Below are 23898 nucleotides of genomic sequence, written 5' to 3' on the forward strand. Positions count from 1 at the left end.
TCGTTATATCTTTTATATACCATTTTCACAAGAAAAATCCTTGTTTTTCACAAGGATTCCTTTACGCTACTATTTCAGAAAACGAATCGTTTGTCAACGCGGCGTACATATGGACCGCAATACAGCTATCCATTCCACCATTTTATAATTAACAAAATAACAATTATCCAAAATGGAGCGACAAGTAATAAACCAAACAAACAGCCTTTGAAAAATTTCATGTGATTCCCTCATCTACCTATTATGTATCATAAAACAACTTATGTAGCGGCCACTAGAGCGAATTCCACAATGATTTTCATTTCTACTTTGTCATTGCATGTTCTACTTTAATGCAACGATCCATAATAACAGTATGTCCTTTTTCTTTTAAAAATTGGTATGTCTCTTCATCTTGTACGCCTGACTGCGCCCAAAATACATCTGCGTCTATTAACACAAACTCTTTCGCTACATCCATTAAAAACTCTGAACGACGAAATACGTTCACGATATCAACATGTTCTGTAATTTCTTCTAATGATTTTACTGCTTTTTCTCCTAATACTGCGTCTACTTTCGGATTCACAGGAATAATGCGATAACCAGCATCTTGCATCGCTTTTGATACCATATATGATGTACGTTCTGGATTATCCGATAACCCAACAACTGCAATCGTTTTGCTTTCCTTTAAAATTCCACCAATTTCCGAACGAGTTGGATTTGTAATTGTCATATGTAACCCCTCCTATCTTTTCAGTATAGCCGATAAAGAAAGTCTCTTTCAATATGAAAGAGACTTTCTTTATTAATTAGAATTTGATGTTAACGTTACAGTCTTCTCCATCTTTTCACCATTTCGGTATAATGTTACTGTCATTTTTTCGCCAACTTTTTTCTTTTCATATAAATATTTGCGGAATCCTATCTCATCTTCTACTTTCTGCCCATCGAGCTCTGTAATAATATCATATTGCTCAATCCCTGCTTTTTCAGCTGGAGACATCGGTGTTACTTGAGCAACCATAATACCACTTGTTACATCTTTTGGTACTTTTAACTGTTCTAAACCAACAGCTGGAATTTGGTCAATACTGCGATAACTTACTCCCATAAATGGACGCTGCACTTCTCCGAATTGTTCTAGTGAATCCAATACTGGCTTCGCCACATTAATTGGAATTGCAAAACCAATTCCTTCTACTTCTTGCTGCGCAATTTTACTAGAATTAATCCCGATTACTTCACCATTTTCATTAAACAATGCGCCTCCGCTATTACCTGGGTTAATGGCAGCATCTGTTTGAATAACTTGTGCTTGCCAATCTGGTTGTTTATCTCCATTTATATCAACAGGAATTTCACGATCTTTACTACTAATGATCCCTTCTGTCACACTGCCATCAAACCCTAATGGATTTCCAATTGCAATCGCTGATTCTCCCGCGCGAATTTTATCAGAATCACCTAACGTAGCTACTTTCGTTACATGTTCGCCATCAATTTCAATAACAGCTAAATCTAACCACGGATCTTTTCCTACTATTTCAGCAGGGACAACCGTTCCGTCACTTAACTTAACTTGCAATTTATTTGCACCGTCAACGACGTGATTATTTGTAACAATAAGAGCTTTATTTCCAACTTTTTTATAAATGACACCCGATCCCGTTCCCGCTTGCGCTTCCTCTACTTGCATCGTAAATGGATCTGCGTTTTGCTGGAAGTTCATGACGCCAACTACTGCTTCTTTTGCTCCTTCGATCATCCCTGGAAGGTCTGTTGCCCCTTTCGTTTTGTTTACAACTGGAACAACCGTCCCTTCCACTTGTTGATTTCCTTTTGAAAGAATTCCTGTTCCATCCGTCCACGGCATGTAGGGAGCTACGAAAGTAATTGTTACTGCTCCGATAACTGCACCAACAAATCCTGAAAAGAAATAACCTTTTTTCCCTCGCTGTTTCACCGTTTCCGTTCTGCTTTCTACTTGATTATTTTCATTCATATTTGGTCCATCATAATATCCCATAATTCGTATCTCCTCTCGTCTCAATTTGTACTTTTAGTATAGTCACACTTTGTGTCCTTCTTGTGAACTCATCGTGAAATCTAGTTAAAAAAATGTACATTACATTCACTTTAGACAAGAACAGTAAAAATTTTACGCTCTTCAAGCAGTTTTACTCCTCAAATTTATAACCAACACGAATAACTGTACCAATGTGCTTTGCTTTTTCACCAAGCTTATTACGCAATTTTTTTATATGAGTGTCTACAGTTCGATCATCACCAAAGTAGTCATATCCCCATAGCTGATCGAGTAAATGTTGTCTTGATAATACAATTCCTCTATTCTCCATTAAGTAAAGAAGAAGTTCAAATTCTTTATGCGTTAACACAATTTCTTCCCCGTCCACCATAACAGTACGTGATAAACGATTTACATCAATTCCTGCGATTGAAAGTGTATTTTCTTCAGCTTGTCCAACTACACCTTCCGCACGCTTTAATAGTGTTTTCGCACGTGCCACTAACACTTTTGGACTAAACGGCTTCGTCACATATTCATCCGCACCAAGCTCAAATCCTAATAATGTATCATCTTCATCAGAGCGTGCTGTCAGCATAATAATTGGCACCGCTGATTCTTTTCGAATACGACGACAAACAGACCAGCCATCGATTTCTGGTAACATAATATCTAAAATAATTAAATCAATTGTATGTTCAGCAAATAATTGCAATGCTTGCTTGCCGTCTTCAGCTTCCACTACTTCAAAGCCTTCGTTACGAAAATAATTACTTACAATTTCTCGTAATCTTTGTTCATCTTCCACGAGCAATACTGTTTTATTCATCCTACCCCGCCTTTTCACTCTTTCAATCGAATTATACGTTGGTTCGAACTACCTCGAAATGGAAGTGTTACATCCCTATTTTCTAGTTCAAATCTTCCATCAACTAATACATCTGTATAATGTAACAACTCTATCATATCATTATTTTGTGAGCGTTGTATCTCTTCTAACGTATAACCAGTGTAAATCCATAAATTCTTTCCGCTTTCCTTTACCGCTTTCGCGACTACTTTCACTTCCCTAGCTTGAAAGAAAGGATCTCCACCTGAAAATGTGACATCAGCAACGGGATTCTTTTCAATCTCTTTTATTATTTCACAACATGTCATTTCCGTCCCGTTCTTTATATTCCATGACTGCGGATTATGACATCCTTTGCAACGATGCGAACAACCGGAAAAAAAGACGACTGTTCGAAGTCCTTCTCCATCTACTACGCTATCATGTACAATGTTCATCACCTTCATATATGATTCACTCGATCCTCTTCTTCATTTCTCTTAGCGTCATTCCATTTTGACATGTCCCCAACGAGATAACCGGTAATGCGACGAATTCTTTCTATTTTTTCTTCTTCATCATTTCCACAGTTTGGACATTCCACATTAAGAATACCGCTATACCCACAGCACTTACAGCGATCAACAGGATGATTCATAGAACCGTAACCAACCTCATACCGCACCATTGTTTTTACAATTTGTTCTAATGCCTTTAGATTATGCACAGCTGCACCACCTAACTCGATATACGTAATATGTCCCCCGTTACATAAAGAATGAAACGGCCCTTCTAATCGAATTTTATCGATTATTTTTATTGGATAATAGACAGGAACATGGAACGAATTTGTATAATACTTTCGATCTGTCACACCTCTTATCTCTCCAAACGTAGCACGGTCGTTCTTAACAAATTTTCCTGATAATCCTTCAGCCGGTGTGGCAATGAGTGAAAAATTCAAATTATATTTTTCAGTCGCCTCATCCATTTTTCTTCTCATATATGTGATAATTTCATATCCAAGTTTCCATGACTCCTCATCTTCACCTTGATGTTTTCCAGTCAAAGCGACTAAACATTCAGCAAGTCCGATAAAACCAATGCTAAGTGTTCCTTGTTTTAAAATCTCTTCTACATAATCTTCACTCTGTAACTGTTCTCCTCCACGCCAAACGCCTTGTGAATATAAAAACGAAAAGTCTCTCGCCCTTTTCTTCGATTGGTAGAAAAAACGCTCTAACAATTGTTCTATTGCAATATCTATATAATGATGTAACGCCTTGAAAAATTCCTTCTTTTCCCTATACATTAACGCTAATTTAACAAGGTTAATAGAAGTAAACGATAAATTCCCTCTTCCAACTCCCGTTTCTTCTCCATTTACATTCGACATAACCCTTGTACGGCACCCCATGTAACACACCTCACTTTCATGTCTACCATCGTAGTGAGCAGCATTAAATGATGCATCTAAAAACGAAAAGTTTGGAAATAACCGCTTAGCTGTCGTTTCTAACGCGAGCTGAAATAAATCATAATTCGGATCTTCTTTTTCAAAATTAACTCCTTTTTTCATCTTAAAAATTTGAATCGGAAAAATCGGTGTCTCTCCCTTTCCTAATCCAGCCTGCGTTGCCTTTAGTAATTGTCTTATTAACAATCTCCCTTCTTTTGTTATATCTGTCCCATAATTAATTGAAATAAACGGGACTTGTCCTCCTCCTCGGCTATGCATACTATTACAATTATGAATAAATGCTTCACAAGCTTGATACGTGTCCATTTCTGTTTCGTTCCACGCAAAATGTTCTATTTCCTCTTTTGCTAAAGGATAAGCCCCCAGACGCTTTATATGTCCTTCATATGTTCTTTTTACATACGGTGCTATATCTACATCAAACATTGCAAACGATTGTCCACCATGCTGCATATTTTGATTCGCTTGGAAAATAATCGCTGCAAGCGCTAAAGCACTTTTAATATTTTGTGGCGGACGCATATAACCATGTCCTGTATGAAAACCACTTTGTAATAATTGTCCGAGTGGAATTTGCGAACATGTTGTTGTTCCAGTTGCGTAAAAATCTAAATCATGCGGATATAAAATATTTTGCGCTATCGCTTCTTTTGTTTGTTCAGATAATAGCTGCTCTATCGCATAAAATTTTGCACTTTCTGATGCAAAACTTCCCATCATTCCCATCGGTGATCTTCCATCAACATTTGCATTTTCTTGCATTACATCTTGTTCATTTCCTTTTACAATCGTCGAAAACATCGTCCATAACTCCTCAAATTTCCTCATCATCTACACCTCTAACCACATATAGTTTATATACAAAGAAAACTATACAATATGTAGACGCTTTTCATTTGTGAAGAATGTAACATTCTTGTGAAAGTTTCTTTCATACGATGTAAATACATCCACTAAAAAAACAATGTGAATGATATAACTTTGTGCTATAATAAACAGGAAAAACTCTTTTTACCCTTTATCAACACATTTGTATAAAGGAGACTGAACTTATGCTTACATATATTTTAATTATCGTTGCCTATTTACTTGGCTCAATTCCATTTGCACTAGTAGTGGGGAAAATCGGTTATGGAATTGACATTCGTGAGCACGGCAGCGGAAATTTAGGCGGAACAAATACGTTTCGTACATTAGGGAAAAAAGCAGGATTTATCGTAACAATTGCTGATATTTTAAAAGGAACGTTAGCAACAGCTCTTCCTTTTCTATTTAATCTTGATATCCATCCACTTTGGTTTGGTTTAGCGGCTGTAGTCGGTCACGTATATCCAATTTTTGCAAAGTTCCGTGGTGGAAAAGCTGTTGCAACTTCAGCAGGTGTTGTACTAGGCTATACCCCGCTTATTTTCTTATTGTTAGCAGCGGTCTTTTTTGGCTTTCTCTTTACAACAAGATACGTATCTTTATCATCGATGATTACAGCAGTTGCTGCAGTAATTGCCGCTATTGTTTTCAAAGGAACAGATACATTCTACCTTGTTGCAATCTGCATATTAGCTGCCATTGTCATTTACAGACACCGCGCTAACATTGGACGTATTATAAATAAGACAGAGCCAAAAGCTAATTTGACAAAAAAACATAAGTAAACAGCAATTGACCTCATAACGCAAAAAGAAAACGCAAAGCATATAAATGGCGTCTTTTTGCGTTATTTTTTATACTTAAAGAAAAAGAATTCATCTGGAGGAATACATAATGAACTTATCAGTATCAAAAGAAGCAGCAAATTGGTATAAAGAAGAACTGTTACTACAAGATGGAGACTTCATTCGCTTCTTCGTTCAATACGGCGGATGTAGCACTGTACAAAAAGGATTGTCACTTGGTCTTCGTAAAGATGCGCCGATGAATGCTTGTGCACAAACAAGCGAAAGTGGCATTACATTCTTTATTGAAGGCGATGATGAGTGGTACTTTGATGGACATAATTTATCCGTTACTTTTAACGAAGGAGACGAATCTCCGCAGTTCCATTACGAAAAATAAAAAATGAGCAGCTGAGGCTGCTCGTTTTTTATTGTTTCTTTATTTTCTCATATGTTTCATACCATTTCGGATACATCTTCTTAAATGAGATTGGACGGAAGTTTTCTTTTTTCACGCAAATATTTGTCGTCTCTGCAGTTACACAAAGCTCACCATCACCATTGTAAATTTCATATCCATATACAACGCGCACAGGATTTACACTATGTACCCATGTTTTCACAATTGCTTTTTCTCCATACCTCATTGCTTTACGGTATGTAATTTGTAAATCTAATACTGGTGATACAATTCCATCATTCTCCATCTCAACGTAGGAAAATCCTAATTCACGAATTAATTGTGTGCGACCAAGTTCAAGCCATACTAAATAATTAGCATGGTATACGACACCCATTTGGTCTGTTTCTGCATAACGGATATCGATTTCGTGTTCTGCTACAAACATTTCTCTAGCTCCCTTTCACCTATGTTTCTTTCCCATATCTTTCATCATAATACAGCAACTCATAAAAGGAAAATAAGAGCCATTCCTCTTTTTATATAAAAAAAACAAAAAATAATTACTATGTATAGCTTCAACCCCTTGTTTCATACAAACAATTCCAATCATAAGAAAAAAAGACTGACAATTGCCAGCCTTTTTTCCTTTCCTTACGTAACATTTTACTTTCGATATTGACTCTCTTCTTTTATTTCCGCTTTCATTTTTTGTATACTTTCTAAGCGATGTTCATTTTTCGCTTCAATTGCTGCACAATCTTGCTCACTTGAATGCGGAATAGCTGCTTTTGCATCATGAATGTTGTCAATTGTATTTTGCACCATCTCTTGTAACTTTTCAGCGTTATCACTACGATCATCTGGATTTGCTTTATAATGCTCCGCCACTTTCTTTCCCTCCTTTATAAAAGTTACACACAATGCTAGTGTTTGAAAAACAGTACACATTATGTACAAAAAAGGAGAATGCTAACATTCTCCTTTTTTTAACCGTTATCAACAATTGGTTGTTTTCCTGTTTGATCTTGCATTTGCTTCCCTTTATTCCCACCAGCTTTTTTCGACTGTGTTCCAATCTGATTTGGTGCAAAATCTTTTGAATTCTTTTTTGGATTACCCATAAATATATCGCCTCCTTTCGATTAGTATCATACTAATCGAAAAGACTATTCAGCTTGTTTGAAAAGCTGCATTTCATATCTCTTTTCAATACGTTCTTCTATCCGTTCAATTGCATCACGATCGCTTAGTAATTGCCTTTTATTCTCCCTCACAAGCTCTTCAAATGTTTTTCGTCGATTTCTTCTCATTATGTGTTCACCCTTTCTCTGTCTTATTATGTAGTATGAGCAAATTCCAAAAACCTTAATCGGATTTATTAGAAAATTTTAAGAAATAAAAAACAAGCAAGGATTCTTACCTCGCTTGTCAAAAAGTCACTTTACATTTTTAATCCTCTTTTCCATTTCCTTTACAGTCATTGGCCCAACAAATTTTTCCCGAACAACTCCTTTTGTATCAATAAAAAAAGAAGTTGGTATTGTGATGACTTTATATGTCGTTGTAACCGTTATATCTTTATCGAGCAAAATCGGAAACGTAATTCCCCACTCCTGTGCAAACTGTTTTACTTTCTCTTCTCCACCCGCACCTTCAGAAGCAGTATAATTCACAGCTAACACTTCTACATCACCTTTATGTTTTTGATAAAACGTCTCCATATCTGGCATTTCTTGTTTACAAGGACCACACCACGTTGCCCAAAAATTTAAAATAACTTTCTTCCCTTGTAAGTCTGATAATTTTACAGCCGTTCCATCTAATGTTGTTAACTCAAAATCAGGTGCCGCTCTACCCACTTCAATACCATTTCTCGCAATTACATCTTTCACTTGTTCATTTTGCTGCGTGGACTTCGGAGCAACCTTGTTTTCTTTACCAAACTGTTCATATAGAGCATATCCAGTTAAACTTAATAATACGATAATAATTGTCAATTTACGCCACATGTAACATCAGTCCTTATCATTTATCTCCACTTGTTCAATAGTTAGCTTAGACGAGAACACTTGGAAATATTCCCCACACTAACTGTTGTCCCTCTTTATATTCATAAAAAATTTGTAGTAGTGTTTCTTCAGCTTCATCCTCGAGTTCATACATCACATTACCTTGTAACACTCTCACTTCACCTTTTTCTACATCAACCCAAACAAAATAATGGTCACTTTTCTCATTTGGATACACAATTTGGATTTCATACTGAGCTGTTGCCTTTTCTACATCTACCCCAGCCACTTTCTTTTTCTGCTGCACAGCTTTCATAATTTGATTTACAACATCTTCACGCTCTTCCATTACCACACGTTTTAACGCCGGTTCTGCAGTATGGACATCTTCTTCAACTACTTTATTCACGACAACCGAAACCGTCCCTGTATACGACTTACAACCTGCCAACATTACAAGGGAGACTATAATCATATAAATGTGCAGTTGTTTCATTTCTTTCACTCCTTCCCACTCACTGACCGTATTCTATATATATGAAGGATGTCCTTCTATTTACTCTACTTTCGGCAAAAAATTATTCTTTGTTTTATATCACTTCTTTTATTGTTTTAAAAAATTAAAAGTCCACCACCAAATACATATAGATACATTCACATTACATATATGAAGCACAGAGAACCACTTAACAACTTAATTTTCACCTCTTTTTTTATATTTTAAAACTGTTACTGAAAATTCAGCTTGTATATAAAGTGAAACTTTACATACATAAGATTCTTCATCTCTCATTAATTACTAGCTAGACCAATCGAGCTGTCGCAAACTGATTATCTCTCACCTAAACTTTTCAGCCCTCTTAAATTTTAAAGGTGAGATTTGTACAGCCCGTTAGTGAGGATAAAACAAAAGCTTGATTGGAATCCCAATCAAGCTTTTGTTTTATATTTATATCTATTAGTTAGATACTTTCGACTCTTCAATTTTCTCACGAAGAACCATTTGTAAAATACCACCGTGACGGTAGTAGTCAATTTCAACTTCACTATCAAAACGTGCTACAACTTCGAACTTTGTTTCTTTACCATCTGCGTCAGTTGCTACTACTGTAACAAGGTCACGTGGTTTTACTGTTTTATCAATTTGAATTTCAAACGACTCGTTACCAGAAAGACCTAACGTTTCAGCACTTTCGCCATCTTTGAACTGTAATGGTAACACACCCATTAACACAAGGTTACTGCGGTGAATACGCTCGAAACTTTCCGCGATAACTGCTTTAATACCTAAAAGATTCGTACCTTTCGCTGCCCAGTCACGAGAACTTCCCATACCGTAATCTTTTCCAGCGATAACAAGAAGTCCTGTACCATCTTCTTTATATTTCATTGCAGCATCGTAAATGGACGTTACTTCACCTGTTGGCCAGTATGTTGTGAAACCACCTTCTGTACCTGGTGCGATTTGGTTTTTAATGCGAATGTTCGCAAACGTACCACGCATCATTACTTCATGGTTACCACGACGAGAACCATATGAGTTGAAGTCCACTGGCTGTACGCCATTTTCTAATAAATAACGACCTGCTGGTGTATGCTTGCCGATAGAACCTGCTGGTGAAATGTGGTCTGTTGTTACAGTGTCTCCAAATTTACCGATTACACGTAAGCTAGAAAGCGGCTCTACTTCACCTGGTTCTTTTGATAAACCTTCAAAGAATGGTGGGTTTTGAATATACGTTGAGTCGTTATCCCAAGTATATAATGCCTCATTTGAAGTTTGAATTTCATTCCAGCGCTCGTTACTATTAAATACTTGCGCATATTCTTTCTTGAATAGTTCAGATGTTACAACACTTTGAACTACTTCTTCAATTTCTTTCGCTGTTGGCCAAATATCATTAAAGTATACTGCATTGCCATCTTTATCTGTACCAATCACATCGTTTTTCAGATCAACATCAACTGTACCAGCAAGCGCATATGCCACAACAAGTGGTGGTGATGCTAAGTAGTTTGCTTTTACAAGTGGATGAATACGACCTTCAAAGTTACGGTTACCTGATAACACAGATGTTACTAATAAGTCATTGGCAGCGATTGCTTCTTCTAACTCATCCTCTAATGGACCAGAGTTTCCGATACAAGTTGTACATCCGTATCCAACTGTTTGGAATCCTAATTGATCTAAATATGTTGTTAAACCTGATTTATCTAAGTATTCTGTTACAACTTTTGAACCTGGTGCTAATGATGTTTTTACATACCCAGGTACTTTTAGACCTTTTTCAATCGCTTTCTTCGCTACTAAACCTGCACCAATTAATACATATGGATTTGATGTATTTGTACAGCTTGTAATTGCCGCAATTGCAATCGCACCTGTTTTCATCGTTACTTCTTTATCTTTTAATACAACTGTCACTTCTTTATCAAATTCTTGCTCGTCAAAACCAAGACCTTGTGTTCCAACCGGAGCAACAACTGCTTGACGGAATGAATCCTTCATATTTGAAAGAGGGATTAAATCTTGCGGACGTTTTGGTCCAGAAAGATTTGTTTCAATTGTATTTAGGTCGATTTCAACAAGATCTGTATAAATTGGATCTTCACTATCTGCAAAGTAGAATAGATCATTTTCTTTACAATACTCTTCAACAACGCGAACTTGCTCTTCATCTCTTCCTGTTAAACGTAAATATTCTAATGAAATTTCATCGATTGGGAAGAATCCACACGTTGCACCGTATTCTGGTGCCATGTTTGAAATTGTCGCACGGTCAGCAAGTGGCATGCTCTTTAATCCTGCACCAAAGAACTCAACAAATTTACCAACTACACCTTTTTGACGTAATACTTGCGTTACTTTTAAAGCCACATCTGTTGCTGTTGTACCACTTGGAAGCGTACCTGTTAATTTCACACCGATAACTTCTGGTACTGGAAAGTATGATGGTTGCCCAAGCATTCCTGCCTCTGCCTCAATACCACCAACACCCCAGCCAAGAACACCAATACCGTTAATCATTGTCGTATGGGAGTCTGTTCCTACTAAAGAATCTGGGTATGCAATTAACTCACCTTCAGCATTTTTTGTTGCATGAACAACCGGTGCTAAATACTCAAGGTTTACTTGGTGTACGATACCTGTTGCTGGTGGAACTGCACGATAGTTATCAAATGATTTTTGTGCCCAGCTTAAAAATTTATAACGCTCTTCATTACGTTTAAACTCTAAGTCCATGTTGAACTCAAGCGCGTCTGCTGTACCCGCTCTATCAACCTGCACAGAGTGATCAATAACAAGGTCAACTGTAATTTCTGGATTAATTTTATCAGGGTCTCCTCCCATATCAGCCATTGCTTTACGAAGTGATGCTAAGTCAACGACAGCTGGTACCCCTGTGAAATCTTGTAAAATAACACGAGATGGTTTAAATGGAACATCGATATCTTGTACTTCAGCTGTTCCCCACTTCGCTAAATTTGTAACATGCTCCTCTTTAATAACACGTCCGTCTACTTGACGTAGTACAGATTCAAGTAATACTTTAATAGAATAAGGAAGTTTAGATACATTACCAACACCTGCATCTTCAAGTGCTTTTAAGCTATAGTAATGATACGTTTTCCCCTCTAATTCAAATGCTTTTCTAGACTGGAATGGATTGTGTTTTACCATTGTGTTCCCCCCTGTTTAAACGCGCCTAAAATTTTCTGAATATAAAATATAGACAAATTTTTCAATACCTTACGATAATATATTATTACAACTTTCTAAATAAGTAAATAATAAGAAACTTATGGTTTTCTATAAGTTTCTGTTATACCTATACCTTAAAACATAAAAAGCTTTATTTTCTCTCCAATAAAGTGCTATATCATGCGTACGAACAATTATATCTTCTTATTATAAATGAGACTTCAATCAAGCTTTCACATAGTGTTAATCTCTTACCTAAACTTCCTCGCTTCTTTCAAATTTTAAAGTGAAAGTTTACAGCCCGTTAATGCGGGATAAAAAGAGAATCAGCAAATCTTCTCCTTCTTGTTGAATAGCTCACATCGCCTTAACAAATACTATGCATTGTACAATATTCAGCTAAAGGTTTTTCTTTAGCACGATGAAGTTAAGGGGGATATAAAATGGGTAAACGAAAAGCAAATCATGCTATCCCAGGAATGAATGCGGCGGCGGCTCAAGGGCAAGGAGCTGGGTATAATGAAGAGTTTGCAAACGAACCGCTAACTGCTGCACAGCGCCAAAACAATAAAAAACGAAAAAAGAATCAATAAAGTGAAAATCCAATCAGTTGGGGGTTCTTCATCCCCCATTGATTATTAGCCTGACCCATCAAATTTTTACAAGCTGTTAATGCAAAATAAAAAGGCAAAAGTCCCAAGGGAATTCCTTTTGGGACTTTTATTGTTCTTTATATATCAGATGATTCATCTACATGTTGTATAATGCGCTGTAAATCATCCTCATATTTTTTAAGCTGCGAGCGCTGCGTTTCTGAAGCAACTTCTAATGCATTTTGAATTTGTTCATACGCTTCTTGTACTTCCTGACGTAAATGCTTTAAATCATGTCCATAATTCGGATCATTCTTCACAATATTATCGTATGAATGCATCGCATCTACGACTCCTTGCTGAGCTGCTTGAAATGCTTGTTGTTTATCTTTATGATAAGGCATTGTCTTTCCCCTTTCTGTCTAATCCTCCCACTTATCTTTACCAGTTTTCTTCAAAACATTCTCGTATAATTTCATAAAGTTCTCTCATCCTAATAAGGAGGGGGTGCAACTATGGAACACAACAACAGTAAATCCATTCGTAAAAATACACCAAAAGGGCAACCTTCTGGTCAACCAGAACCAATGAGCGGATCTCATAAAGTGAAGAATAAAAATCATTCAAGACAGAAACATCATTCTCACCATGATATGTAAAAGGATAGTGCATATGCACTATCCTTTTACATATCATTTCTATCTCCTCACACATTTTGTCTTCTACTCCTCACCACTTCTCTTCATATCGCATATCTTAATGATGAATTGAGATTTTACGGAGGTTTTCTGTTATGGGCAAAAAGAAAGAGAAGGACTGCCTCTTTCATGTGGACGGATTTGAAGAATGGATGAATCAATTTTGCTCAGATTCATACGTAAACTCACAATACACAGATACATTTCATGTTGATTTATTTGAAACAGATGAAGAATACATTTTAGAAGCGAACATTCCTGAAGTAATTGAGAAAAATATTCTTATTACAAAATTAGAGACAGGCCTACACATTCAAATATTTTGTAACAACTCTTTTCTACAACGCACAATCTCTTTACCAACTAATATAATAGATAAGAAAATGTTGGCCTGCTTAGAGCATCATCTTCTTAACATTCACATTTCAAAAACAACGCAAGCGGATAACGAAGAAGCACAAATCTCTTTTCAAAAATCAATATGATTAAAAGGGCTGACGGCACATATCGTCAGCCTTTTCTTATTATATTTGTGCCTCTAATTTCTCATCTATTGTCCTTTTATTTAGCAAATTTTTTGCGACTAGCAACAGTGGAAATGCTATTAGTGAAGACACCGCTAACAATGTAAAAATGGTAAACCCATTTTGATAGCCATAATAATCTATTAAAATACCACCAACAAAAGGCCCTAGCACAACCCCAACTCCAGAAAATCCCATTGCCCCAAAATATGTGCCTTTCAAATGCGGAACTGCAATTTGATCAATAAATATATCTGTCATTGAAAACATTAATACTTCACCAATTGTAAATATAATGGTGCAAAGGAAAACTACTACCATTGACTGTGCAAGTCCGAACCCAAACAAACCAATGCTCACAAATATTGTACCAACCATAATTGATACAAGTGGTGTATACTTTTTAAACATTTGAATAAGTGGGTACTGAACAATCACAACTGTAACTGCATTTAATGTTAGTGCATAAGAAAATAAAGTGATCCCATCTTCAAATAATTGAGAGTTTGCGAAATATTGAGAAATAGTTGAAGAAAACTGTGCATATCCTGCTGTACTCATAATAATACCAAGCAATACAACTAAAAAAACAGTATCTCTCCTTAAAATACGTACAGCTCCCGCAAATGTAGTCCGCTCTTTCTTATTCGTTTCTTTCTCTTCCATACGATATTTGCGAAATTGCAATATTATAACAATCATATAAAGTGCATATACAATAGCCGCTACTAAAAATGGCATGACAGACTGTGCACTCCCAATCTGCAGACCAACAAGCGGTCCAACTGCAAACCCGACATTAATTGCACCGTAACGTAGATTGAATACTAACAAGCGATTTTCTGGCTTTGTTAAATCTGACAACAGAGCACGAGACGTTGGTTCAAAGAACGAACGACACAGTCCATTTAATGCATTTAACAAAAAGAATGATGCAGTGTTTTCTGCAAAAGCAAACCCAATAAAAACGAAAATCCATAAAGCGATAGAACCAATCATAATACGTTTTCTTCCATACCGATCTGATAAGTTCCCTCCTATGAAACTTGCAAATACACCAATTAATGCACTCGTTCCAATAATGGCTCCCGTCACACTAGCTGATATATCTTTAACCGTCGTTAAATAAATCGCCAAAAATGGAATGCTCATCGATGTTGCAAAACGTGCAAATAATGTCCCAATGATAATACTCATCCCAATTGGATGAATTTGTTGTAACTTCCCCTTCATTTTCTCCCCTTCTTTACACAGCACGCCTGTTTAGTTTGCACCATACTACGCATCTAATTCACGCACTTATATTTAGAAAACTTATATCATTAACCTTTTTCTCCTCCCATTTCATATATTATTACAATCATTTACAGAAACAAATAATAAGAAACTTATAACTTTTTATAAGTTTCTGTTATAGCAATTTCAATATATAAAGGGCTGATGATATATTATCAGCCCTTTCACATCTTTCTTTTACACATTCTCATATTGCTGCTGCGTACGAGAAACTCTTGTTAACTCCATGTTAATTCCATATGTAAATTGCAATTCTTTTAACACAGATTCTAATGAAATCGTTACATTATATTTCGTATTAAACTCACTTACACACGTTGCTACTTCATCATATGTGTAGCTGTATTCTCCAGAAATCAAGCTTTTCATATCAAAGCATTCATTTATACAAAGTTGAACGAGAAGTTGATCATACATGAAGATAACATCTTCTTTCTTCCAAAGTAGCTCTTTTACATACAACCGATCAAATGATACACTTTCTCGGTTACATTCTTTTAAATGACGGGTCATGTCATGAAGCTCTCTGTATAGTTCAGAAATACTTGTATTTAAATGAATTAATTTATTTACCCCATTTTCATACAACATCGTATCAACCCCCATTATGTTCCTTTTCTTTATTATAGCAAGAAAATTCAAAAAGTCTTTCTTTTCTTACCAAATTAATAAAATGGAACTTCAATCAGTAGGGTTTTCTCCATCCCCCACTGATTGTCAGCCCAATCAATCGGGCTTTTACTGGCTGTTAATGCAGGATAAAGGAAATTCAAAGGCATAGTGAGATTGTATAGATTTCCATTAAATCTAGCGCACGGTCTCCAACAGCAAGATGAATATCATACTTTTCATTCATATATTGATAGGCTTCTACTTCTGGTTTTCTTGGAAACTCATCTTCCATTCCAATAATCTCAGAAAATTACTGTAACAAACCATGATATTCTAATATGCGCTTCACTTCTTCTCTTGAATTATGCGTAACAATACAATTACTATTTGCACATTTTAAAACATCTTCAACATATGGAAAAACTTGATACTCCGATGGATGAATCGATTTTTCCCTTTTTAACATATAGTGAATTTGCCTCTGTGAAAGTTTGTAATGCTTAACGGCATGCGTTAAAGAAACCTTCGCATGTCTCATAATTTCTTCTTTATCTATATGACTTCCAATTACTTCACTAAAAATACGTATAAAGACCGGATAACTATCTACTAACGTTCCATCAAAGTCCCAAAGTATGTTTATACTCATAACCATCCCTCCTCAAAAAAAGATAAGGTAACATACGGTCGTATGTTACCTTAGAAAAATGAAGTTAACTTTCTATATAATACAATTCTAGTTCTTTTCGCAACGCTTGTTTTAAAAACTTCCCAACCGATGTCTTCGGGATTTCCTCCATAAAGACAATATCATCTGGAAGCCACCATTTCGCAAATTGAGGTTTTATAAATTCATATAATTCTTCTTTCGTAACTGCTTTTCCTTCTTTTACTGACACACATGCAACCGGACGCTCTTGCCATTGTTTATGCGGAACTGCCACAACCGCTGCTTCAAAAATTGCTTCGTGTGCCATAAGTGCATTTTCTAAGTCAACAGATGAAATCCATTCGCCTCCGCTTTTAATGACATCTTTTGTGCGATCCACAATTTTGATACATCCTTCTTCATCAACGGTAACAACGTCTCCTGTATGAAGCCATCCATCTCGGAATCCTTCTGCCGAACGGTCATCATTATAGTAACTGGATGCAATCCAAGGGGCACGCAAACATAATTCACCCATCTCGTTTCCGTTCCACTCTACTTCTCCATTTTTTCCAACTACTTTCATCTCAACACCTGGTACTAAATATCCTTGTTTCGCTCGAATTTCTAGCTGTTCTTCATACGCTAATTCACTTTCATAGCTTTTTAAACGTGCAAGTGTAACAAGTGGACTTGTTTCTGTCATACCGTAAGCATGAACAAATGGAATATTATATTTTTGTTCAAATGCTGCAATAACACTTTTTGGAGCAGCTGCTCCTCCGCATACAAGTCGTGTCACACTCGTTAAATCATATTCATTCCGCTCTAACTCTTGCAATACACCAAGCCAAATTGTTGGCACACCAGCAGCTAATGTTACTCTTTCTTCTTGCATCATTTCTAGCAAAATTTTCGGTGTAAACATCGGTCCTGGGAGAACTAATTTAGACCCAAACCAAGTTCCTGCAAATGGCATCCCCCACGCATTAACATGAAACATTGGGACAACTGGCATAATACTATCACTCTCAGAAAGTGCTGTTGTATCAGCAAGCCCAAGCGCCATGCTATGAAGGACTGTACTACGATGTGTGTATATAACACCTTTTGGATTTCCCGTAGTTGCTGACGTATAACACATTCCAGCTGGCATGTTCTCGTCTATATTTTGAATAAATTGAAATGAAGGATCACCATCTTGTAGTAGCTTTTCATAATGATAAACAGGTTGAAGTGATGTAGCTGGAAGTTCGTCTTTATCCGTCATAATAATATAAGCTTGTACACCTTTTAATTCATCTTGTACTTTCTCAACAAGTGGCACAAGATCTTCATCAATAAGTAAGACACGATCTTCTGAATGCTGAATAATGTAGGAAATGTGTTGCGGAGATAAACGAATATTAATTGTATGTAACACCGCTCCAATACCAGGGATTGCAAAATAAGCCTCAACATGTCGGTGGTGATTCCATGCTAATGTCCCAACTTTTTCGCCCTCTTTAACCCCTAACTTATGAAGTGCGCTAGAAAGTCTTCTTGTTCTCTCTCCTAATTCCTTATAAGTGAGACGTGTAATTGTATCATGTGTTCGAGAAACAATTTCCTTTTTCGGAAAAAGTTTTTCTGCTCTTTCAATCATAGAACTAATCGTTAATGGTACATTCATCATCATCTTTCATCCCCCCTAATTAAAACGCTTTCATTGATGATACAACAAATTTTCTCAAAAGAATAGATAGAATAATTCGACAATTTATTCATAATTTAAAAAAGGAAGAATGACCGCTACTCGTTTGATAAAGATGCTTTTTAACTATTAATCTTCCACCTATACATCTTCGCTTCCTCAATTACAACCGGTTAATGAAGAATAAAGTGAAACTTCAATCAGTGGGGGTTTTCTCCATCCCCCACTGATTGTCAGCCCGACCAATCGGGCTTTTACAGGCTGTTAATGCGGGATAAAAATAGGGTAACGTATAATCGCACGTTACCCTACAAACAAAATTAACTTTCTATGTACTGTGATTCTAATTCTTTTCGCAGTTCCTTTTTTAAAAACTTTCCAACTGATGTCTTTGGAATTTCTTCCATAAAGACAATATCATCTGGAAGCCACCATTTTGCAAATTGAGGTTTTATAAATTCATATAATTCTTCTTTCGTAACTACCTTTCCCTCTTTTACTGACACACATGCTACTGGACGTTCTTGCCACTTTTTATGTGGAACGGCAACAACAGCCGCCTCAAAAATTGCTTCGTGTGCCATAAACGCATTTTCTAAATCAACAGATGAGATCCATTCGCCACCGCTTTTAATGACATCTTTTGTGCGATCGACAATTTTGATACACCCTTCTTCATCAACGGTAACAACGTCTCCTGTATGAAGCCATCCATCTCGGAAAGCTTCTGCCGAACGCTCATCATTATAATAACTAGATGCAATCCAAGGAGCTCGTAAACATAATTCACCCATTTCGTTTCCGCCCCACGCAATTTCTCCATCTTTCCCAACTATTTTCATCTCAACACCCGGCACTACATACCCTTGCTTCTCCCGAATATTTAACTGTTCTTCATACGCTAGTTCAGTTTCATAGCTTTTTAGACGTGCAATTGTAACAAGTGGACTTGTTTCTGTCATACCGTAAGCATGAATAAATGGAATGTTATATTTTTGTTCAAATGCTGCAATGACACTTCTTGGTGCTGTTGCACCTCCGCATACTAAACGTGTTACACTCGTTAAATCATATGTATTTCGCTCTAACTCTTGCAGCACACTTAGCCAAATTGTTGGTACACCGGCAGCTAATGTTACTTTTTCTTCTTGCATCATTTCTAGCAAAGTTTTTGATGTAAACATCGGCCCTGGTAAAACTAACTTCGTCCCAAACCAAGTTGCTGCATATGGAAGACCCCATGCATTTACATGAAACATCGGAACAATTGGCATCATACTATCACTTTCAGAAAGCGCTATTGTATCTACAAGTCCAAGAGTCATGCAATGAAGGACTGTACTACGATGTGTGTAGAGAACCCCTTTTGGGTTTCCTGTCGTTGCTGACGTATAGCACATACCAGCTGGCATATTTTCATCTATATTTTGAATAAATGGAAATGATGGATTCCCCTCTCGCAATAAATCTTCATAATGATATACAGGATGGAGTGATGTAGCTGGCAATTCATCTTTATCTGTCATAATAATATAAGCTTGTACACCTTTTAATTCACCTTGTACTTGCTCAACAAGTGGTACAAGATCTTCATCAATCAATAACACTCGATCTTCTGAATGTTGAATAATATAAGAAATATGCTGCGGAGACAAACGAATATTAATTGTATGTAACACAGCCCCAATACCAGGAATTGCAAAATAAGCCTCAACGTGCCTATGGTGGTTCCACGCTAGTGTCCCAACTTTTTCTCCTTCTTTAATCCCTAATTTATGAAGTGCACTAGAAAGTCTTCTTGTTCTTTCACCTAATTCTTTATAAGTAAGGTGTGTAATTGTATCATGTGTTCTCGATACAATTTCCTTCTTCGGAAAAAGTTTCTCTGCCCTTTCAATCATCGAATGAATCGTTAATGGTACATTCATCATCATCTTTTATTCCCCCTTGTTAAACCACTTTTATTACTAACATGCAATTTTTTATAAAAAAGCTAAACAATTCGACATTTTTTAATAGTTTTGCAATATAGCACTATACAAGAAACGCCTTTATTAAGTTTCTGCATTTGATGTAAACAACAGTCTATTACCATTCAAATTTTTACATAAATTCCAAATTACAGATTTACTTTCGTTTTATTAGTATATATAATTTATATGATTAAACGCAATCATATATATGTAAAAAAAAGTTAATTATAGTGAAAAGAGGAACAACAGATGAATATAGAAATACTCGGGACTCAACATGTAAAAGACGCAGCTGCAATCATTACACACTCTTTTGTAAATTACGAACCCCTTGTAAGTAATTTACAAATCCCATCTACTTCTTTTAATAGAATGTGTGAAGTAATGGTGGCTGAAGCAGCTTCTCAATCATTATCATTTGTCGCAATAAAAAATTCCCAAATGGTCGGGGCTGTTTTAGTAAGAAAAGCAAATCAACCTCTTATAGATAAAAAAAGAGCACTTGAAATATGCCCAAAAATGGAACCGATTTTCCAGTTGTTAGACCAATTAGAAACAGATTCAACGGAGTTTCCTTATCTTGAGAAAGAAAATTTAGTTTACTTAGATATGGGGGGGTGTCACCCAGACTGGATGGGGAAAGGTGTAGCTAATTCCCTTACCGCACACGCAGTACAAGAGTTAGCTCTTACAAAAAAGCTTGATATGGTGGCAGCTTGTACAAATAAAATTACGCAAGGAATGTTCACAAAGCAATATCAAGCTTTTCAGCTCAATAAAATTGTCTATAATGAGTTTCTTTATGAAGGTGCACATCCATTTTCAAAACTTTCGTCTTCTTTAATGGCTCAGTTATTGCACATACCTCAATCACATATTAAACGTAAAGCTGTTTAGAGAATGACTTATTTATAAACAAAAGAAGAAGTGTTTCTCACACTTCTTCTTTATAATCCTCTTTTAATATCGCATACACTTTCGTATCACGATATTTCCCTTTTACAAACATATCTTTTCGAAGCGTTCCCTCGTAACGCATACCAAGGCGCTTCATTACTTTTTCCGATGAAAAGTTTCCTGCGTGACAACCTGCTTCAATTCGATTTAATCCTAATTCCTCAAATCCGTATTTAACCCATGCTTTCGCCGCTTCTATCGCAAGCCCTTTTCCCCAATATTTTGGTGATAAAGCATATGCAAGTTCTGCTTTATGATTATGTTTGTCATATGTAATAAAGCCACATGTTCCAACGATTTTCCTTTCTTTCTTCAACTCTATCCCATAAGCTGCCATTTCTGTTTTTTCATATTGGTTTAGTATAGATTTTACAAATTGCTCCGACTCGTGAATCGTTTCATGTACTTCCCACACTGTATAAGTAGCAATATTAGAGTTTGAAGCATAATCAAATACATCTGAAACATCCTCAAGTTTTAAAGGACGTAACAACAATCGTTCCGTTACTAGTGCTAGATCTTTTCCCAAGATATTATTCTGCATAAAGGTCATTCCTTCTTAAATTTCTGATGATTTCGTACTTTCAAATGCAGTACACTACCGCAATCTGTACAAACATAAGCATCTACAGGTGAAGACGTAAACATTGTCTCTTTCTTTCTCATTTGCGCATAACCAACAAATTCCCCTTCTCCGATGTTGTTTGATCCACAATGGGGACACGTATGTATATGTACTACTTTCTCCATACAAAAACCACCTTCATTACATTTTCTACTCTCTTTCGACAACAACTTGGAAATTCCCTTCCATAGAAAGGAATCTTACTCCAAATAGATTTAGTAATGATCTAAAAAAGCAAACTATTATTTAATTGGTTTCTCAAGCACATACAAATCTTCTTCCATGTTAGTTAACTTGTCCACAACAAGTTGCCTTGCATCCTGTATCGCTTGATTATATGCGTAAGGACCTAGTTCTTTTATCATTTGTTCAATTAGTCTTTCTGCTTGAAAACGTCCAATCTCTTCTAAACCTTCTTCTACAAAAAATCGTTGAACATTTTCTACTAATTTTTCTTTCTGATCATTTGTTATTTTCATAAACATTACTATCATTTCTCCTTTTTGTTTTACATATATTCACTCTTTATGTATATAGGAAATTCTATATAAAGTAAAACATCTCTGAAGAGGAATTTTTCAGCTCAGTGTTAGCCTAACCAACCGGACTTTTACGGGATGTAAAATTAAAATAGAAATCGCTTCCAATTTTTAGATTAATCTAAGTTTACGGAATAAACTTTCTTCCCTAAAATCTTTCCATTTCATATATAATTTTGAAATCATATATATTTTTAGGAAGGACGGGAAAGAGATGTATCGATTACTAGGAGTTATTCTCGGATCAATAGTTATAGCAATTTCTTTCAATCTTTTTCTTATCCCTCATAACATTTTAAGTAGTGGGATCGGTGGTATTGCAATTATTATCGGTATTTTAACCCCATTTAACACCGGTATCGTAAACCTTTTACTTAACTTACCTATTCTTATTTTAGGTTATATCGGTCTTGGAAAGCGATTTATTTTTTACACAATTGTGTCTGTTATCACGCTTTCAGCAGCCTTAGATCTTATCCCTCAATATCCAATTGTAAGTGATGCTCTTTTATCTTCTATATTTGGGGGCGTTATTGCTGGAGCTGCTGTTGGGCTTGTCTTTAACTGTTCGGGTTCTACTGGAGGATTTGACGTCCTTGGTATGTTATTATCAAGAAAAAAAGATATTTCAATTGGTGGTTTCTTAATCGCTCTTAATGCTGTTGTTATCATCATTTCTGGATTTTTCTTCAATTGGGACGTTGCATTAATTAGCTTATTATCTATTTACGTTACAGGAAAAGCAATTGATGCAGTTCATACAAAAAAGCGAAAAATCACACTTATGATTGTAACCAACCAAGCCGAAGTTATGAAACAAAAATTACTTTCTAGTTTAGTACGCGGTATTACAATGCTGGATGGTGAAGGCGCATACTCAAATGAAAAAAAGCGTATTTTAATGACTGTTATTTCTCGTGAAGAGCTTGCAAATATGAAATCTATTATTTCTGAAGTAGACCCTCACGCATTTGTCAATATTACAGAAACAGTGGAAGTATTAGGGTTATTTAGAAGAGGATAAAAAAACGAGGTAGATACGATTCTACCTCGTTTTTTTATCCTTTGTTTTCCATAAACTCAATTCGATTCCCAAATGGATCAAATACATAAAACCTCGTTATACCAGGACGTGCTTTGTCTTCTAAGACGGAAACACCTTTTTTAGTTAAAACTTGTTGAAACTCCTCAATATGTTTCACATAAAAAGCTGGATGAGCTTTTTTGGCGGGCGTAAAATGTTCCTCTACTCCAATATGAATCTCTTGATTGCCACATTTAAACCAACAACCACCACGTTTTTTTAACTCAGCTGGCTTTTCTATTTCTTGTAATCCAATAATTTTCCCATAGAACTCTCTTGCTTTTTCTTCACAACCTACTGGTGCTGCTACTTGCACATGATCTATCCCCTGAACTAGAAACGTCATAAAAATCCCCTCCTCTATACTCTTAGTTTACATATAACAGTCTTACTATGAAATAATTTATATCTTATAGAGTTTGATAAGATATATGAAAGTTTCTAATGTGTTTTATAATCTAAAAATCTTAATATTTATTTTATTTAATAATAAGATGTTTATAACCAATATATTTGCTATAATGCAAATGCCTTATATAACTTCATTTGGTGGAGGGCTTTAATTATC

The 23898-nt window shown here is 35.9% G+C and carries 30 protein-coding genes; 7 read left to right on the top strand and 23 right to left on the bottom strand.

Annotated elements, in window-relative coordinates; translation table 11 throughout:
• Nucleotides 1-304: 304 nt before the first annotated feature.
• The 5 genes from BAMA_RS13940 to BAMA_RS13960 form a co-directional block, all read right to left on the bottom strand.
• The gene (locus tag BAMA_RS13940; RefSeq protein ID WP_034640007.1) at nucleotides 305-718 is read right to left on the bottom strand and encodes a CoA-binding protein; all 414 of its coding nucleotides are present in this window, start codon (nucleotides 716-718) and stop codon (nucleotides 305-307) included.
• Between the two features lie 72 nt (nucleotides 719-790).
• Nucleotides 791-2011, bottom strand: coding sequence for a S1C family serine protease (locus tag BAMA_RS13945; protein WP_034640008.1), 1221 nt, complete (start codon nucleotides 2009-2011; stop codon nucleotides 791-793).
• A 151-nt stretch (nucleotides 2012-2162) separates the two neighbouring features.
• Entirely contained in the window at nucleotides 2163-2840 is a 678-nt protein-coding gene (locus BAMA_RS13950; protein WP_034640009.1) for a response regulator transcription factor, read from the bottom strand.
• A gap of 14 nt (nucleotides 2841-2854) precedes the next feature.
• On the bottom strand, nucleotides 2855-3307 hold the full coding sequence (nrdG, locus tag BAMA_RS13955; RefSeq protein WP_034640011.1) for an anaerobic ribonucleoside-triphosphate reductase activating protein: 453 nt from the start codon (nucleotides 3305-3307) through the stop codon (nucleotides 2855-2857).
• Nucleotides 3304-5151 (bottom strand): anaerobic ribonucleoside triphosphate reductase, encoded by a 1848-nt coding sequence (locus BAMA_RS13960; RefSeq protein WP_034640013.1) that lies wholly within the window; start codon nucleotides 5149-5151, stop codon nucleotides 3304-3306. Before BAMA_RS13960 ends, nrdG begins: the two co-directional genes overlap by 4 nt.
• A 221-nt stretch (nucleotides 5152-5372) precedes the next feature.
• On the opposite strand from BAMA_RS13960, the gene plsY reads away from it, so the two are divergent.
• Both plsY and BAMA_RS13970 read left to right on the top strand, forming a co-directional pair.
• On the top strand, nucleotides 5373-5972 hold the full coding sequence (plsY, locus tag BAMA_RS13965) for a glycerol-3-phosphate 1-O-acyltransferase PlsY (protein WP_034640015.1): 600 nt from the start codon (nucleotides 5373-5375) through the stop codon (nucleotides 5970-5972).
• 109 nt (nucleotides 5973-6081) lie between these two features.
• A complete protein-coding gene (locus BAMA_RS13970) occupies nucleotides 6082-6372 on the top strand; it encodes a HesB/YadR/YfhF family protein (RefSeq protein ID WP_034640017.1) in 291 nt (96 codons plus the stop codon).
• 28 nt (nucleotides 6373-6400) lie between these two features.
• Here the strand turns inward: BAMA_RS13970 and BAMA_RS13975 are convergent, their stop codons facing one another.
• The 7 genes from BAMA_RS13975 to acnA form a co-directional block, all read right to left on the bottom strand.
• Entirely contained in the window at nucleotides 6401-6820 is a 420-nt protein-coding gene (locus BAMA_RS13975; protein WP_034640019.1) for an acyl-CoA thioesterase, read from the bottom strand.
• A gap of 218 nt (nucleotides 6821-7038) precedes the next feature.
• A complete protein-coding gene (gene tlp, locus BAMA_RS25175) occupies nucleotides 7039-7263 on the bottom strand; it encodes a small acid-soluble spore protein Tlp (RefSeq protein WP_034640021.1) in 225 nt (74 codons plus the stop codon).
• A 98-nt stretch (nucleotides 7264-7361) separates the two neighbouring features.
• Entirely contained in the window at nucleotides 7362-7496 is a 135-nt protein-coding gene (gene sspN / locus BAMA_RS13985; protein ID WP_000527988.1) for an acid-soluble spore protein SspN, read from the bottom strand.
• A 45-nt stretch (nucleotides 7497-7541) separates the two neighbouring features.
• Entirely contained in the window at nucleotides 7542-7685 is a 144-nt protein-coding gene (locus tag BAMA_RS24070; RefSeq protein WP_084158000.1) for an FbpB family small basic protein, read from the bottom strand.
• Between the two features lie 126 nt (nucleotides 7686-7811).
• Nucleotides 7812-8384, bottom strand: coding sequence for a peroxiredoxin family protein (locus BAMA_RS13990; protein WP_034640028.1), 573 nt, complete (start codon nucleotides 8382-8384; stop codon nucleotides 7812-7814).
• A gap of 46 nt (nucleotides 8385-8430) precedes the next feature.
• Entirely contained in the window at nucleotides 8431-8880 is a 450-nt protein-coding gene (locus BAMA_RS13995) for a YhfM domain-containing protein (protein ID WP_034640030.1), read from the bottom strand.
• Between the two features lie 462 nt (nucleotides 8881-9342).
• Nucleotides 9343-12066: an aconitate hydratase AcnA gene (gene acnA / locus BAMA_RS14000; protein ID WP_034640032.1), complete on the bottom strand. Its 2724-nt coding sequence runs from the start codon at nucleotides 12064-12066 to the stop codon at nucleotides 9343-9345.
• Nucleotides 12067-12530: 464 nt separating this feature from the next.
• Between acnA and sspO the strand changes: the two genes are divergently transcribed.
• A complete protein-coding gene (gene sspO / locus BAMA_RS14005) occupies nucleotides 12531-12680 on the top strand; it encodes a small acid-soluble spore protein O (RefSeq protein WP_034640034.1) in 150 nt (49 codons plus the stop codon).
• Between the two features lie 137 nt (nucleotides 12681-12817).
• Here sspO and BAMA_RS14010 read toward each other — a convergent pair whose 3' ends face one another.
• Nucleotides 12818-13084 carry a hypothetical protein gene (locus tag BAMA_RS14010; protein ID WP_034640036.1) on the bottom strand — a complete coding sequence of 89 codons (267 nt, stop codon included), beginning with the start codon at nucleotides 13082-13084 and terminating at the stop codon, nucleotides 12818-12820.
• A gap of 111 nt (nucleotides 13085-13195) precedes the next feature.
• Between BAMA_RS14010 and BAMA_RS14015 the strand changes: the two genes are divergently transcribed.
• Both BAMA_RS14015 and BAMA_RS14020 read left to right on the top strand, forming a co-directional pair.
• Nucleotides 13196-13339: a small acid-soluble spore protein P gene (locus BAMA_RS14015; RefSeq protein ID WP_034640038.1), complete on the top strand. Its 144-nt coding sequence runs from the start codon at nucleotides 13196-13198 to the stop codon at nucleotides 13337-13339.
• 134 nt (nucleotides 13340-13473) lie between these two features.
• Nucleotides 13474-13863 (top strand): Hsp20/alpha crystallin family protein, encoded by a 390-nt coding sequence (locus tag BAMA_RS14020; RefSeq protein WP_034640040.1) that lies wholly within the window; start codon nucleotides 13474-13476, stop codon nucleotides 13861-13863.
• Between the two features lie 39 nt (nucleotides 13864-13902).
• Here the strand turns inward: BAMA_RS14020 and BAMA_RS14025 are convergent, their stop codons facing one another.
• The 6 genes from BAMA_RS14025 to BAMA_RS14045 form a co-directional block, all read right to left on the bottom strand.
• Nucleotides 13903-15135, bottom strand: a complete 1233-nt coding sequence (locus tag BAMA_RS14025) for an MDR family MFS transporter (protein ID WP_034640042.1) — start codon at nucleotides 15133-15135, stop codon at nucleotides 13903-13905.
• 240 nt (nucleotides 15136-15375) lie between these two features.
• Nucleotides 15376-15789 (bottom strand): hypothetical protein, encoded by a 414-nt coding sequence (locus tag BAMA_RS14030; RefSeq protein ID WP_034640044.1) that lies wholly within the window; start codon nucleotides 15787-15789, stop codon nucleotides 15376-15378.
• 178 nt (nucleotides 15790-15967) lie between these two features.
• Nucleotides 15968-16102: a hypothetical protein gene (locus tag BAMA_RS25410; protein ID WP_265182735.1), complete on the bottom strand. Its 135-nt coding sequence runs from the start codon at nucleotides 16100-16102 to the stop codon at nucleotides 15968-15970.
• A gap of 18 nt (nucleotides 16103-16120) precedes the next feature.
• Nucleotides 16121-16459: an HAD hydrolase-like protein gene (locus BAMA_RS14035; RefSeq protein WP_051758955.1), complete on the bottom strand. Its 339-nt coding sequence runs from the start codon at nucleotides 16457-16459 to the stop codon at nucleotides 16121-16123.
• Between the two features lie 64 nt (nucleotides 16460-16523).
• Nucleotides 16524-18137, bottom strand: coding sequence for a long-chain fatty acid--CoA ligase (locus BAMA_RS14040; RefSeq protein WP_034640046.1), 1614 nt, complete (start codon nucleotides 18135-18137; stop codon nucleotides 16524-16526).
• 335 nt (nucleotides 18138-18472) lie between these two features.
• A complete protein-coding gene (locus BAMA_RS14045) occupies nucleotides 18473-20086 on the bottom strand; it encodes a long-chain fatty acid--CoA ligase (RefSeq protein ID WP_034640048.1) in 1614 nt (537 codons plus the stop codon).
• 288 nt (nucleotides 20087-20374) lie between these two features.
• On the opposite strand from BAMA_RS14045, the gene BAMA_RS14050 reads away from it, so the two are divergent.
• Complete coding sequence (locus BAMA_RS14050; RefSeq protein WP_034640050.1) at nucleotides 20375-21022, top strand: GNAT family N-acetyltransferase; 648 nt, start codon at nucleotides 20375-20377, stop codon at nucleotides 21020-21022.
• Nucleotides 21023-21059: 37 nt separating this feature from the next.
• On the opposite strand, the gene BAMA_RS14055 is transcribed toward BAMA_RS14050, so the two are convergent.
• The 3 genes from BAMA_RS14055 to BAMA_RS14065 all read right to left on the bottom strand — a co-directional run bounded on the left by BAMA_RS14055 (nucleotide 21060) and on the right by BAMA_RS14065 (nucleotide 22201).
• On the bottom strand, nucleotides 21060-21626 hold the full coding sequence (locus BAMA_RS14055; protein ID WP_034640052.1) for a GNAT family N-acetyltransferase: 567 nt from the start codon (nucleotides 21624-21626) through the stop codon (nucleotides 21060-21062).
• A 5-nt stretch (nucleotides 21627-21631) separates the two neighbouring features.
• The gene (locus BAMA_RS14060; protein ID WP_034640054.1) at nucleotides 21632-21832 is read right to left on the bottom strand and encodes a hypothetical protein; all 201 of its coding nucleotides are present in this window, start codon (nucleotides 21830-21832) and stop codon (nucleotides 21632-21634) included.
• A gap of 117 nt (nucleotides 21833-21949) precedes the next feature.
• Nucleotides 21950-22201 carry a DUF2164 domain-containing protein gene (locus BAMA_RS14065; protein WP_034640056.1) on the bottom strand — a complete coding sequence of 84 codons (252 nt, stop codon included), beginning with the start codon at nucleotides 22199-22201 and terminating at the stop codon, nucleotides 21950-21952.
• Between the two features lie 259 nt (nucleotides 22202-22460).
• Here BAMA_RS14065 and BAMA_RS14070 point away from each other — a divergent pair, with 259 nt between their 5' ends.
• Nucleotides 22461-23270 (top strand): YitT family protein, encoded by an 810-nt coding sequence (locus BAMA_RS14070; protein WP_034640058.1) that lies wholly within the window; start codon nucleotides 22461-22463, stop codon nucleotides 23268-23270.
• A gap of 34 nt (nucleotides 23271-23304) precedes the next feature.
• On the opposite strand, the gene BAMA_RS14075 is transcribed toward BAMA_RS14070, so the two are convergent.
• Entirely contained in the window at nucleotides 23305-23676 is a 372-nt protein-coding gene (locus tag BAMA_RS14075; RefSeq protein ID WP_034640060.1) for a VOC family protein, read from the bottom strand.
• Between the last annotated feature and the right edge of the window lie 222 nt (nucleotides 23677-23898).

This window comes from Bacillus manliponensis, assembly GCF_000712595.1.
Taxonomy (GTDB): domain Bacteria; phylum Bacillota; class Bacilli; order Bacillales; family Bacillaceae_G; genus Bacillus_A; species Bacillus_A manliponensis.